The sequence below is a fragment of the Actinomadura sp. ATCC 39365 genome (genome assembly GCF_054392275.1).
This window is the reverse complement of sequence record NZ_CP184335.1, coordinates 154387-167387: the sequence shown is the minus strand read 5'-3', so window position 1 is coordinate 167387 and position 13001 is coordinate 154387. Positions and strand designations below refer to the sequence as shown.

At 72.2% G+C, this 13001-nt stretch carries 12 protein-coding genes; 7 read left to right on the top strand and 5 right to left on the bottom strand.

Annotated features, from left to right (window positions below; all coding sequences use genetic code 11):
• Positions 1-85: 85 nt before the first annotated feature.
• The gene (locus tag ACNF49_RS00935) at positions 86-1894 is read left to right on the top strand and encodes a bifunctional metallophosphatase/5'-nucleotidase (RefSeq protein ID WP_482942508.1); all 1809 of its coding nucleotides are present in this window, start codon (positions 86-88) and stop codon (positions 1892-1894) included.
• A gap of 66 nt (positions 1895-1960) precedes the next feature.
• Here ACNF49_RS00935 and ACNF49_RS00930 read toward each other — a convergent pair whose 3' ends face one another.
• Complete coding sequence (locus ACNF49_RS00930; protein ID WP_482942507.1) at positions 1961-3310, bottom strand: sensor histidine kinase; 1350 nt, start codon at positions 3308-3310, stop codon at positions 1961-1963.
• Positions 3311-3566: 256 nt separating this feature from the next.
• Here ACNF49_RS00930 and ACNF49_RS00925 point away from each other — a divergent pair, with 256 nt between their 5' ends.
• Positions 3567-4451, top strand: coding sequence for a cytochrome c oxidase assembly protein (locus ACNF49_RS00925; protein WP_482942506.1), 885 nt, complete (start codon positions 3567-3569; stop codon positions 4449-4451).
• A gap of 8 nt (positions 4452-4459) precedes the next feature.
• On the opposite strand, the gene ACNF49_RS00920 is transcribed toward ACNF49_RS00925, so the two are convergent.
• Complete coding sequence (locus ACNF49_RS00920; RefSeq protein WP_482942505.1) at positions 4460-5863, bottom strand: MFS transporter; 1404 nt, start codon at positions 5861-5863, stop codon at positions 4460-4462.
• 113 nt (positions 5864-5976) lie between these two features.
• Here ACNF49_RS00920 and ACNF49_RS00915 point away from each other — a divergent pair, with 113 nt between their 5' ends.
• Complete coding sequence (locus ACNF49_RS00915; protein WP_357967048.1) at positions 5977-7371, top strand: purine-cytosine permease family protein; 1395 nt, start codon at positions 5977-5979, stop codon at positions 7369-7371.
• A 77-nt stretch (positions 7372-7448) separates the two neighbouring features.
• Positions 7449-7913 (top strand): hypothetical protein, encoded by a 465-nt coding sequence (locus tag ACNF49_RS00910; protein ID WP_482942504.1) that lies wholly within the window; start codon positions 7449-7451, stop codon positions 7911-7913.
• A 2-nt stretch (positions 7914-7915) separates the two neighbouring features.
• Here ACNF49_RS00910 and ACNF49_RS00905 read toward each other — a convergent pair whose 3' ends face one another.
• Genes ACNF49_RS00905 through ACNF49_RS00895 form a run of 3 tightly spaced genes read right to left on the bottom strand, consistent with a single transcriptional unit; the run spans position 7916 to position 9455 of the window.
• A complete protein-coding gene (locus ACNF49_RS00905; protein ID WP_482942503.1) occupies positions 7916-8197 on the bottom strand; it encodes a hypothetical protein in 282 nt (93 codons plus the stop codon).
• A 35-nt stretch (positions 8198-8232) separates the two neighbouring features.
• Entirely contained in the window at positions 8233-8652 is a 420-nt protein-coding gene (locus ACNF49_RS00900; RefSeq protein ID WP_482942502.1) for a CoA-binding protein, read from the bottom strand.
• Between the two features lie 38 nt (positions 8653-8690).
• A complete protein-coding gene (locus tag ACNF49_RS00895; protein WP_357967058.1) occupies positions 8691-9455 on the bottom strand; it encodes an SDR family oxidoreductase in 765 nt (254 codons plus the stop codon).
• Positions 9456-9533: 78 nt separating this feature from the next.
• On the opposite strand from ACNF49_RS00895, the gene ACNF49_RS00890 reads away from it, so the two are divergent.
• The 3 genes from ACNF49_RS00890 to ACNF49_RS00880 all read left to right on the top strand — a co-directional run bounded on the left by ACNF49_RS00890 (position 9534) and on the right by ACNF49_RS00880 (position 12973).
• Positions 9534-10370: a helix-turn-helix transcriptional regulator gene (locus tag ACNF49_RS00890; protein WP_482942501.1), complete on the top strand. Its 837-nt coding sequence runs from the start codon at positions 9534-9536 to the stop codon at positions 10368-10370.
• Positions 10371-10403: 33 nt separating this feature from the next.
• A complete protein-coding gene (locus ACNF49_RS00885) occupies positions 10404-11345 on the top strand; it encodes a DNA polymerase domain-containing protein (protein ID WP_482942500.1) in 942 nt (313 codons plus the stop codon).
• A 122-nt stretch (positions 11346-11467) separates the two neighbouring features.
• Positions 11468-12973 (top strand): M28 family metallopeptidase, encoded by a 1506-nt coding sequence (locus ACNF49_RS00880; RefSeq protein WP_357967064.1) that lies wholly within the window; start codon positions 11468-11470, stop codon positions 12971-12973.
• Positions 12974-13001 lie beyond the last annotated feature (28 nt).

The following is a 13001-nucleotide window of genomic DNA, read 5'->3' as shown; positions in this document are numbered from 1 at the left end:
ATGGCGAACAATGCCATTGGTCCCCCCGGTCAATCGTTACCTTTGCGACATTCGTTGCATAGGGAGACGTCGTAACGTCCCTCTCATGACGTCACGCACCCTCCTCCGGCTGTGCACGGCCGGCGCCGCCACCGCGGCCGGGATCGCCCTGGCCATGGCGCCCGCGGTCGCCGCGACCAGCGGCTCGGCCGGTCACGGAAACGGCCACGGCGGGCCGACCGTCCCGGTCCGCCTGCTGAGCATCAACGACCTGCACGGCAACCTCGAACCGCCGTCGGGCTCCTCCAGCCGCATCCTCGACCCGGACGGCCCCCTCGTCGACGCCGACGGCTCGCTGACCGGGCTGCCCGGCGGCAAGTACTCGATCGCCGGCGGCGCGTCGTACCTGGCGACGTACGTCAAGCAGGCGCGTACCGAGAACACGCTGCTCGTGGCGGCGGGCGACCTGATCGGCGCGTCCCCGCTGATCTCGGCCGCCTACCACGACGAGCCCACCCTGGAGGTGCTCGGCTCGCTCGGCCTCAACGCCACCGCGGCCGGCAACCACGAGTTCGACGAGGGGTACGCCGAGCTGCAGCGCCTCATGAACGGCGGCTGCCACCCGGTCGACGGCTGCTCGCCCGCCGGCCAGTGGAAGGGCACGGACTTCGACTTCCTGGCCGCCAACGTCCTCAAGGAGGGCTCCGGCCAGTACGCCCTGCCGCCGTTCTACGTCAAGAAGATCAACGGCGTGCAGGTGGGCTTCATCGGCCTGGTGACGGCGACCACGCCGACCATCGTCACCGCGGAGGGCATCAAGGGCCTGCAGTTCACCGAGGAGGTCGCCGCGGCGAACCGGGCCTCGGCCTACCTGGCGCGCAGGGGCGTCAAGGCGCAGGTCGTCCTGATGCACGAGGGCGACTCGACCACCCCGAACCAGAGCCCGGACGCGTGCTCGGCGAACACCGCCAACGCCGGCTCGCGCATCGCCAGGGAGCTGAACCCGCAGATCGACCTGGTCATCAGCGGCCACTCGCACCAGGCCTACATCTGCAAGACCAAGGACCCGGCGGGCCAGGACCGCTACTACACGCAGGGCTCGTCGTTCGGCCGCGTGCTGACCCAGATCGACCTGCGGGTCGACAAGCGCACCCGGGACGTGGTCCGTTCCTCGGTCACCGCGGACAACAAGGTCGTCGCCCGTACGGTCACCCCGGACCCGCAGGTCGAGGCGCAGGTCCAGACATGGCGGACGCGCAGCGCCGAGGTGGCCAACCGCAAGATCGGCTCGATCACCGGCGACATCACCAACGTCGTCACCAACACCTCGGCCGCGACCACCAGGCCGGAGACGCCGCTCGGCGACCTCATCGCCGACTCCCAGCTGGAGGCGGCCAAGCCGGCGGGCGCCGAGATCGCGCTGATGAACCCGGGCGGCATCCGCACCTCGCTGACGTACGCGCAGTCGGGGGCCGAGGGCGACGGCGTCGTCACCTACGGCGAGGCGTTCGCCGTCCAGCCGTTCAGCAACATCGTGCAGGTGCGGACGTACACGGGCGCGCAGCTCAAGGCGCTGCTGGAGCAGCAGGTCTGGACGCCCAACCCGACGACGGGCGCGATCAACCACCGGCTGCTCCAGGTGTCGTCGTCGCTGACCTACACCTTCGACACCACCAAGCCGGTGGGGTCGCGCGTGTCGGACATCAAGCTCAACGGCGCTCCCGTCACGGACACGCAGTCGATCAAGATCGCCGCGAACAACTTCCTGATGGGCGGCGGTGACGGCTTCTCGGTGTTCACGCAGAGCACGGACACATGGAGCGGACCGGTCGACCTCGACGCGTTCACGGCGTACCTGACCGCGCACTCGCCGATCAGCCCGTCGGCGGCCAACCGCATCACGATGATCAAGTAACCCCCGAGCCGGAGGCCCGCCCCGCGGGACCTCCGGCTCTCCCGGCACGACGGCGTGCGGCGGGGCTCAGGGCCGGTGTGGTGAGTCGGTGGTGGGGCCTGTACGGCTCTGTTCGCGGTGCAGTGGCAGGCGGGCCACCAGGCGGGCGCCCGGTTCGTGGTCGGCGACCTTGAGGGTGCCGCCGTGCGAGGCGCAGATCTCGCGGGACAGCGGCAGCCCCAGCCCGCTGCCGCCCTTCTCCTTCCGGCGGGCGTCCTCCAGCCGGGTGAAGCGTTCGAAGACGCGCTCGCGGTCGGCGGGCGGGATGCCGTCGCCGTCGTCGGTGACCGAGACGCAGACGTGGTCGCCCTCCACCCACACCTTGAGGTCGATCCGGCTCGCGGCGTGCCGGGTGGCGTTGTCCAGCAGGTTCGTCAGCAGCCGGTCGAGCTGGACGGGGGAGCCGAGGACGGGGGCGTGGGCGCACACGTCCACGACGATGGGGATCTTGCCGCCCGCGCGGCGGCGTACCTGCTCCTCGGCCAGGCGGCACATGTCGACGACGCGGCGGTCGGGGATGGCGCCGGCGTCCAGGCGGGCCAGCAGGAGGAGCTCGTCGATGATCCCGGTGAGGCGTTCGGCGGCGGCCAGGGCGCGGGCGCCGGTGGCGGGCCAGTCGGTCTCGTCGGGGTAGGCGTTGGCGACCTCCAGCTGGGTGCGCAGGGCGGAGATGGGGCTGCGCAGCTCGTGGGAGGCGTCGGCGACGAAGCGGCGCTGGGTCTCGGCCGAGCGTTCGAGGCGGTCGAGGGTGTGGTTGGTGGTGGCGGCCAGGTCGGTGATCTCGTCACCGGTCTCCGGGACGGGCACGCGCCGGCTCAGGTCGCGGCCGGTGATCTCGGCGAGCTCGGCGCGGATGCGTTCGACCGGGCGCAGCGCGGAGCCGACCACGACCCAGGTGATGCCGGCGACGATCACCAGGGCGATGGGCGTGCCGAGGAACACCATGGCGTTCAGCCAGGACAGCGCCCGGTTGACGTCGCTGAGGGAGGAGGCGCCGTACACCGTGACGAGCCGGCCGTCGGGGGTGTGCACCTGGATCGCCATGATCAGGTACTGGGCCTCCTTCTCGTCCCTGAGGCCGGTGAGCGTGCTCTCGGCGCTGTAGAGGGTCTCCGGCTTGTCCACCCGCATGCCGGACAGCCGCTGGCCGTGGTGCAGGCCGGGGCTGGTGGCCAGCACGCGTCCGTCGGCGTCGACCACCTGCAGGAGCTGCACCCGGGCCGGGGCCTCCAGAGACGCGGGCAGCTGCCCGGCGCGGGCCTCGCTGGCCACCCTGCGGACGGCCAGCTCCACCCGGGTCTCCACGAGCCCGTGCAGGTTGTCCGGCCCGAGGGTGAGGGCGAGCGCGCCCGTGACGGCCAGGACCACTGCCGCCACCAATGTCGCGAGCGTGGTCAGGCGCCCGCGGATCGAGCGGGGAAAGAGCCTTTTCGCCATCCCCTGAGACCTACCCATAGAGACCTGAACGGGGAAAACGCCGGATCGAGATTCGGCAAGCGGCCCGCAAAGAGGGGTGTCCCGAGGGGCCGGCCCGGCGTCCCGCTCGAATAGTGGATCAAGTGGGAGGCGCCACGGGCATGCCGCCGGTCCTCGGTGGGCGGCTGCCGCACACCATGGGCGAGGTGATCGATCTGTGCCGCATCATCACCATCTGAGCGGGTTCTGGGCCGCGCCGGCGCTCGTCGTGCTGGTGACGTACGTGGTGCTGGCCGGGCGGACGACGTGGAGCCGGTGGCGTACCGCGAGCTTCGCCGGCGGCTGCGCGCTGGTGACCGTGGCGCTCACCGACCCCGTCGCCTCGCTGGCCGCGACCGACTTCCGCGGCCACATGCTGCAGCACCTGCTGATCGGCATGCTGGCGCCCCTTGCCCTGGCCCTGGGCGCGCCGGTGACGCTGCTGCTGCGCTCGCTGCCGGTCGCGCAGGCCGGCCGTCTGACAAGGACGCTCCGCGGGCCCGCCGTCCACCTGCTGGCCAACCCGTGGACGGCCCTGGCGCTCAGCGCCGGCGGCATGGCGGCCCTGTACTGCACGCCCCTGTACGGGCTCGTCCCCGCGCCGCCGGTGCACGCGCACTTCCTGCTGGCCGGTTACCTGTTCGCCTGGGTCGTAGCCGGGCCCGACCCCGCGCCGCGCCGCCCGCCGGTGCCGGTACGGCTGGCCGTGGTGGGCGTGGCGATCGCCGTGCACGCCAGCCTGTCCCGGGTCATGTACGCCGGCTGGCTGGCCCTGCCGGCGCCGTCCGACCAGCTCAAGGGTGCGGCGGAGATCATGTACTACGGCGGGGACGCCGCGGAGCTGCTGCTCGCCCTGGCCCTGGCGGCGTCCTTGTGGGTACGGCGCACTCCCGAGGACGCCGACGTCGAGCTGCTCGCCCCGGGGCTCACCGTCCGGGTGCCGGGGGAGCCCGAGCCCGTCCGGCGGGTGCGCATCCCCGACCGCGGGCCGGCGAGGGCGCGCGGCCCGCTCACCCCCGCCGAGTACGGCGACGAGGACGAACCAGACCCCGCCGACCTGTAGGCGCCCGGTCAGCGGGCGGCGCGGGAGCGGAAGAGGTCGTAGAGGGCGGCGGCCAGCGCCATGACCACGAACCCCAGCACCACCCACAGGCCGTGCCGGAAGGCCGTCGGCCAGCCCTGCGGCAGCGAGCCGAAGAACGCCGAGCCCGCCGCCGCGATGCCGATCGCCGACCCGAGCCGCTGCCCGGTCTGCAGCACCCCGGCGGCGCTGCCGCCGCCCGCGGGCGGCACCTCCGACAACGTGATCGCCTGGTTGGGCGAGATCACCAGGCCGCTGCCGATGCCCGCGACCAGCAGCGGCAGCGCGGTCGCCGCGCCCACGCCGGCCCCCGGCACCAGCAGGGTCGCCACCATGGTCGCCAGCAGGCCCGCGATCACCGTCCCGAGCCCCACCGCGACCAGCTTCCTGCCCGCCCGGCCGACGAGCCTGCCGCCGACCACCGACGACCCGGCCGACCCCAGCGCGAACGGCGTGATCGACAACCCGGCCAGCAGCGCGCTGTAGCCCTCGCCGCTCTGCAGGTACAGGGTGAAGGCGAAGAAGATCCCGGTGAACCCGGCGAAGTAGAACAGGGCGATGGCCGACCCGAGGCTGTAGGAGCGCATGGCGAACAGCGTCAGGTCCACCAGCGGTTCCCTGCGGTACAGCCGTTCCCAGAGCACGAACCCGGCCAGCACGAGCAGCGCGGCCGGCACCAGCAGCCACTTGGCCTCGCCCTCCCACTGGTGCTGCTGGATGAACGGCAGCAGCAGCGTCGCCACGCCCACGCCGAGCAGCAGCACGCCGACCGGGTCCATGCTCTCCCGCCGCCCGGTGCGCACCGGGCCGGGGGCGGGCTCGGGCAGCCACTTCCAGGCCAGCGGCAGCAGCGCGATCCCGATGGGCAGGTTCACCAGGAACACCCACCGCCAGCCCTGCTCGGCCCCGAACCCGGTGACCAGCGCGCCGCCGATCAGCGGCCCGGCGGCGGTGGACACGCCGATGGTCGCGCCGAGCGCGCCGAAGGCCCGGCCGCGTTCGTGGCCCAGGAACATCTGCTGGATCAGGCCGGACACCTGCGGGTTCAGCATCCCGGCCGCCATGCCCTGCACGAGCCTGGCCGCGATCAGCACCGGCATGCTCCAGGCGAAGCCGCACGCCGCGCTGGCCGCCGTGAACAGCACCACGCCCCACATGAACAGCGTCCTGCGGCTTCTGGCGTCGCCCATCCGCCCGGCCGGGACCAGCAGCAGGCCGAACGTGAGCGCGTAGCCGGACAGCGTCCACTGCAGCCCGTCGTCCGAGGCGTGCAGGCCGGCGCGGATCGAGGGCAGGGCGACGTTGACGATGCTCACGTCCAGGCCCGACATGAACGCCGCGACCAGGCACACGCCCAGCGCCCGCCTGCGCGTGTCGGAACCGGGTGCCTGCATCGCGACCTCTCTGCGGAACAGGGGCAGCGATCATGATTCCCCCCAGGCTGGGAAATATCGTCCTAGGCGGACAATGATTTCTTTGCCGGGCCCCCGCGAAGGAGCAAGTGATCATGGACACGATGGCCGTGGAGCGGAACGGCATCAACGCCGTCCCCGACAGTGAGCGGCACGGAAGACCGTCCGACCTGTTCTGGCCCTGGGCGGGGGCGAACCTGTCCCTGTTCGGGGTGGCGTTCGGCGTGTACGTCGTCGGGCTCGGCCTCGGTGTCGTCCCCGCCGTCGTTACCGGCGCGGTCGGGTACGCGTTGTCGTTCCTGCTGGTCGGCCTGGTCGCCGTCGCGGGCAGCCGGTCCGGCGTGCCGACGATGACGCTGGGCCGGGCGCCCTTCGGGTACCAGGGCAACAAGCTGCCCGCGGTGTTGTCGTACGTCTCGAACGTGGGCTGGGAGATCGTGCTCGTCACGCTCGCCGCGCAGAGCGGCGCCGCCATCCTGCGCCGCGTGGCGCCCGGGATCCCCGAGACGACCGCCGTCGCCGGCTGCTTCGCCGTCTCGGCGCTGGTCGTGATCGCCGTCGGCGTGTACGGCCACGCCATGATCATGGTCGTCCAGCGTTACCTGACGTACGCGTTCGTCGTGCTGACCGTCGTCTACCTGATCCTCATGCTGCCCAAGCTGGGCGGCTCGCTGGAGACGACGGCGGGCCCCGGCGGCTGGGTGGGCGGCGTCATCCTCTCCATGACCCTGCTCGGCCTGGGCTGGGTCAACTGCGGCGCCGACTACTCCCGCTACCTGCCCGCCGGCTCCCGGCCCAGGTCGGTGGCCCTGTGGACGACGCTGGGCGGCGCGCTGCCGCCGATGGTGCTGCTGGTGTTCGGCGTGCTGCTGGCCGGCGGCGACCCGAAACTGGCCGAGGCCGCGGGCGGCGACCCGGTGGGCGCGCTGGCGGCGGCACTGCCGACCTGGTTCCTGCTGCCATACCTGCTGACCGCGATCGGCGGCTTCCTGGCCGGGGCGATCATGGACATCTACTCGTCGGGACTGTCGATGCTGGCGCTCGGCGTGCCGGTCAGGCGGCATCTGGCGGTGCTGATCGACGGGCTCCTCATGGTGCTCGGCGGCTACTACCTGCTGTTCGTCTCCGACAACTTCTTCGGCACCTTCCAGGCGTTCCTGGCGATCATCGGCGTGGTGATGGCCGCCTGGGTGGCGATCTTCCTGGTGGACATGTGGCGGCTGCGCGACGGCGGCCGCGCCTACGACGAGCGCCTGCTGCGCCCCGGCGCGCCCGCCCTCAACCCGGCCGGGCTGGTCTCCCTGGTGGTGGCCTCGGTCGTGGGCGTCGGCCTGATCACGTCCGCGGACGAGCACATCGCGGCGGTCGTCGGGTTCCTGATGAGCGACGAGCTGAGGAACAGCACGTTCGGGGCGGCCAACATCGGCGTGGTCATCGCGCTGCTGCTGGCCGGGGTGTTGTACTTCGTCCTCACCCTGCGCCGCCGCTGACCTTCTCAGGACCGGGAAGCATCCATTACTGTTGGTGAGCAGTTATGGACTTTCCGTGGTTGTCTTCCGTATTGCGGTTGCTCAGGTGGTCCGTCCACGGCGCCTTCTGGGCGTCGCTGGTGATCGCCCTGGCGGCCGTGCTGGGCGAGGGGCGGTCCGCCGAGGCCGCCGGGGGCGTGCTGCTCGGGCTGCTCTACGGCGTGGGTCAGGTGCTCCAGGGCGGCCCGCCGCGGCCGATGCCCGGGCGGGTGTGGCTGGGGCTGGTGACCGGGTGCTGGGCCGTGCTCGCGGTGGCGGCGGCGCCGTTCGTGTGGGCGGCGTTCCCGCTGGTGTTCGCCTACCTGCGGCTGCTGCCGCTGTGGGCGGCGACGTTCGGCGTCACGGTGCTGACGTCGGCGGCGATCATGGCGGCGGGCTGGCACGCGGGCGAGCTGTCGGCGGCGCTCGTGGTGGGGCCCGCGATGGGCACGGCGGTGGTGACCCTGCTGGCGCTGGCCTACCAGGAGCTGTGCGCCGAGAGCGCCCGGCCGCCGGCCGGATGAGGTCAGTTCGGGCCGGGCCGGCGCCAGGTCTCGAACGGCGCGGGGGAGCTCATGCGCTCCTTGAACTCGCGCGCCCTGGTCAGGCAGTCGGGGCAGACGGGCTCGGGCACCGACCGGGCCAGGGCCTCCGGGGTCGGCTCGCGCTGCGTGCCGAGCACCGTCCGGTCCGGAGGCAGGCCGGTCTCCGGGTCGATGGTCATCATGGTGACGTTCGCGGCGGTGTAGGGGAACGTGCGCTTGCACGCGAAGCAAGTGCCGATCGTGGTGATGTGGTCGTCTTCCATGGATCCGCCCTCCCTCACCGCACCGTACCTCGCGATCAGGGATTGCGGCGCAACGCCCACTCCACCGCGGGGCAGCGGTCCATGACGACGTCGAGCCCGGCGTCGAGGGCGCGCTGGGCGGCCGCCTCGTCGATCACACCGATGGGCAGCCACACCGCGCCCGCGCCGGCCGCGATGGCCTCGTCCACGACCTGGCCGGCGAACTCAGAACGCCGGTAGACCGCCACCACGTCGGGCTTGACCGGCACCTCGGCCAGCGACGTGTAGCCCGGCTCGCCCAGGACCGGCCGGCCCGCCGGATGGACCGGGATGATCTTCTTGCCGCGCGCCTGGATGCGCTGGGCCTGGTCGTAGGCCGTGCGCTGCGGGTCGTCGCCGAGCCCCACGAACACCCACGTCCCGGCCTCGTGCAGCAGGTGCCTGATCACGCGCTGATCCGCGAAACGATCGTCCATGCAGGCGTCAACACGCCGGACGCGCGCGGGCTTCCCGGCTACGCCTGGGCGGTCGGCAGCACGACCACCTGGCGCAGGTTGACGTGCCGGGCCCGGCTGACCGTGTAGCCGATCAGGTCGGCGATCTCGTCGGCGGTCAGCGGGGTGAACGCCTCGAACATCCCGGCGAGCTGCGCGCCCAGCTCGGCGTTGTCGATGTGGTCGCCGAGCTCGGTCGCGGTCAGCCCGGGTTCGAGGTTGGTCACGCGCACGCCCCGCGGGCCGAACTCCGGGCGCAGCGAGGCCGACAGGTGGGTCAGCGCGGCCTTGGTCGCGCCGTAGACCGCGTAGTTGGGGAACGTGACGTGCGCGCCGATCGAGGAGATGTTCACCAGGTCGGCCGTCCGCCCGGCGTCGGCGGCAGCCAGCAGGTCGGCCGCGAAGGCGCCGGTGACGCGGAGCACGCCGGCGACGTTGGTGTCCAGCATGCGCGTCCACTCGTCGAGGCGGCCGTCCTGGACGGGGTTGGGCAGCATCACGCCGGCCGCGTTGACGACCAGGTCGGCCCGGCCCAGCCCGGTATGGACGATCTCCACGGCGGCGGCCACGCTCGCGTCGTCGGTGACGTCCACGGTGACGGGCAGCGCGGTGCCGCCGTCGGCGTCGATCTTGGCGGCCAGCTCGGCCAGCCGGTCGGCGCGGCGGGCGAGCAGGGCCACCTTGGCGCCGTTGGCGGCCAGCAGGCGGGCCGTGGCCTCACCCATGCCGCTGGCGGCTCCGGTCACGACGGCGATGCGGCCCGAGAGGTTCTCGTAGTTCGTCATGGCTCTCACCCTGGCCGAGCCGGACGGACTTACCCAGCGCACGGCTTTTCCTGGTAATGGCGGTACTACCCTGAAGCGGTGGAAGGTGATTTGGGGCAGTTTCTCCGTTCTCGTCGGGCCCGGATCCATCCGGCGGACGCCGGGCTGCCCGCGTCGGGGCGGCGGCGGGTCAGCGGCCTGCGGCGCGAGGAGGTCGCGCTGCTCGCGGGCGTGAGCGTCGACTACTACATCCGCCTGGAGCAGGAACGCGTCCAGAACGTCTCCGACGCCGTGCTCGACGCCGTCGCCCGGGTCCTGCGCATGGACGACACCGAACGCGCCCACCTGCGCGACCTGCTCCGGCCGGCCAGGCACGTGAGCCGGCCCGTCCTGCGTCCCGGACTGAGCAGGCTGCTCGACCTGGCCGACGGCATGCCCGCCTTCGTCCTCGGGCCCCGGATGGACGTGCTGGCCTGGAACGCGCTGGCCGACCGCGTCAGCGGCTTCACCGGCGTCCCGGACGGCCGGCGCAACCAGCTGCTCCAGGTGTTCCTGGCGCCGCACACGCGCACCCTCTACCCCGACTGGGCCGAGGTGGCCGCCGACACGGTCGCGTACCTGCGGCTGTACGCCGGCCGCCACCCGGAGGACCCGCTGCTGGCCGAGCTGGTCGCCGAGCTGTCGGCCGATCCCGACTTCGTCCGCCTGTGGGCCGAGCACGGGGTCGCCGAGAAGACGTACGGGGTCAAGCGCCTGCGCCATCCCGAGCTGGGCGAGCTGGAGTTCGGGTACGAGACCCTGGCCGTGCCCGGCCAGCCCGACCTGGTGATCGTCATGTACACGGCCGACCCGGCGTCGGAGACCGGCCGCACGGTCGCCCGGCTTCGGGAGGAGATCGGCTCCTCGCGGGAACTCGCCCGGTCCGTCCGTGGTTGACCCGGGCGCGGGCCAGTGGGCATCGTGGGGCGGGTGACCGCCGATGACGTCGCTCTGACCAACCTCGACCAGCCGCTGTTCGACGGGTCCGGCGCCACCAAGCGCGACCTGATCGACTACCTCGACGCGGTCGCCGACCGCATCGTCCCGGCGCTGCGTGGGCGCGCGCTGTCGGTGCTGCGGGTACGGCCGGGCCAGGAACCCTTCATGCAGAAGAACCTGCCCAAATACGCCCCTTCCTGGATCAGGACGGTCACCGTCTGGGCCGAGGCGTCCCGCAGGGAGGTGTCGTACGCGCTGTGCGACGACCGGCGCACCCTGCTCTGGTTCGCCAACCAGCGGGCCGTCGAGTACCACCCGGCGCTGTTCCTGGACGGCCGGCCCACGCACATGATCCTCGACCTCGACCCGCCGGAGGGCGACGACTCCTTCCCGCTCGCCGTACGGGCCGCCCACCTCGTCCGCCAGGCGCTCGGCGACGCCGGGCTGGCGGGCGCGGTCAAGACCAGCGGGGCCAAGGGCGTGCACGTGTTCGTCCCCGTCCCGCCGGGCACCGCCGTGGACGACCTGGCCGCGGCCACCCGGGCCCTGGCCGCCCGCGCCGAACGGCTCGACCCGGCGCTGGCCACGACGGCCTTCATCAGGGAGGACCGCGCGGGCAAGGTGTTCATCGACTCCACCAGGGCCGGCGGCGCGACGGTCGTGTCGGCCTACAGCCCGCGGGTGCGGCCGGGCGTGCCGGTCTCGTTCCCCGTCCCCTGGGACGAGCTCGACCGGGTCGTGCCCGCCGACTTCACCATCCACAACGCGGCCGGGCTGCTCGGCGGGCGCGACCCGTGGGCCGAGCTCATGCCGGAGCCGCGCGAGCTGCCCGCCGACCTGGTCGCGGAGGGGCACACGATCCCGGTGGCCCGCGTCCAGGCGATGCACGAGGGCAAGCGTCGCGCCCGTGCCCGGCGAGCCGAGTCACCGTAGTGTCCGGATATTGACGCACTGGCGTAGGCCGGTAGACCTTCTCAGGGGTGCTTCGACCGGCTACCTTGCGAATCACTGCGGCTCGGGGGATTTCTCCGCATCTCACTCCTAGGGGAGCCTGCATGCGCAGAATCATCATCGCGTTAATCGCCGCTCTCGCCTTACCCGTCGCCATGGCGGTCCCGGCGAGCGCGGGCCCGCTCGACGACGTCTTCGCCAAGCTGCTGGTGAAGCAGGTCAAGGGCGAGAACGTGAAGAAGCACCTGGAAGCACTCCAATCCATCGCCAACGCCAACGGCGGCACCCGCGCCGCCGGCACGCCCGGCTACAACGCCTCCCGCGACTACGTGGCGGGCAAGCTGCGCAAGGCCGGTTACAAGGTCACGTTCCAGCCGATCAACTTCGTCGAGAGCTGGACCGAGAACAGCCCGCCCACACTGAACCGGACCGCGCCGGACGCCAAGTCGTACGTGCCGAACGAGGACTTCTACTCCTTCCAGCCGTCACCCGCCGGGGACGTGACCGCGCAGGTCCAGGGCGTGGACCTGATCCTGCCCCCGACCCCGACGCCCACCTCGACCAGCGGCTGCGAGGAGTCGGACTTCGCCGGGTTCGTCCCTGGGCGCATCGCGCTCATCCAGCGCGGCACCTGCGCGTTCGCCCTGAAGATCCGTAACGCGGGCCGGGCGGGCGCGTCCGGGATCATCGTGTTCAACGAGGGCCAGCCGGGCCGGACCGACGCGTTCCCGCTGGACATCGGCGAGTGGCGGGCGAACGTGCCGATGGTCTTCGCCGACTTCGCCGTCGGCAACGAGCTGGCCACCGGCTCGCCGACCGTGCGGCTCAAGGTCGACGCCAACCTCGTCCTGGGCACCAACGACAACGTGATCGCCGAGTCCCGGTTCGGCGACCCGCGCAACGTCGTCATGGTCGGCGGGCACCTCGACAGCGTGACCGTCGGCCCCGGCATCAACGACAACGGCTCGGGCAGCGCGACCATCCTCGAAGTGGCCGAGGAGATGGCGCTCTTCCCGGTCAAGAACAAGGTGCGCTTCGCGTTCTGGGCCGCCGAGGAGATCGGCCTGCTCGGCTCCGACCAGTACGTCGAGAAGCTGTCCCAGGCGCAGCGCGACCGGATCAGGGTCTACCTGAACTTCGACATGGTCGCCTCGCCCAACTACGCGTACAAGCTGTACGACGGCGACGACTCCGACGGCCAGGGCTCGCCGGCCGGTCCGCCCGGATCGGCGCAGATCGAGCGGCAGCTCGCCGACTTCTACGCCTCCCGCCACCTGCCCACCGTGGGCACCGACTTCGACGGACGCTCCGACTACGGGCCGTTCATCGCGGTCGGCATCCCCGCGGGCGGCATCTTCACCGGCGCCGAGGGCATCAAGACGCCGGAGGAGGCCGCGCTGTTCGGCGGCGTCGCCGGACAGCCCTACGACTCCTGCTACCACCAGGCGTGCGACACGATCGCCAACATCAACGCGACCGCGCTCGACGTGGACGCCGACGCGGTGGCCGACTCCACGGCCAGGTTCGCCTTCAACCTGAACGGCATCCCGCCGCGGACCGCCGCCGCCGCGAAGAGCAAGGCCGCCGTCACCTCGCAGTCGGCGAGCTGATCGGACGATCCCGGGCGGGCCCGCCCGC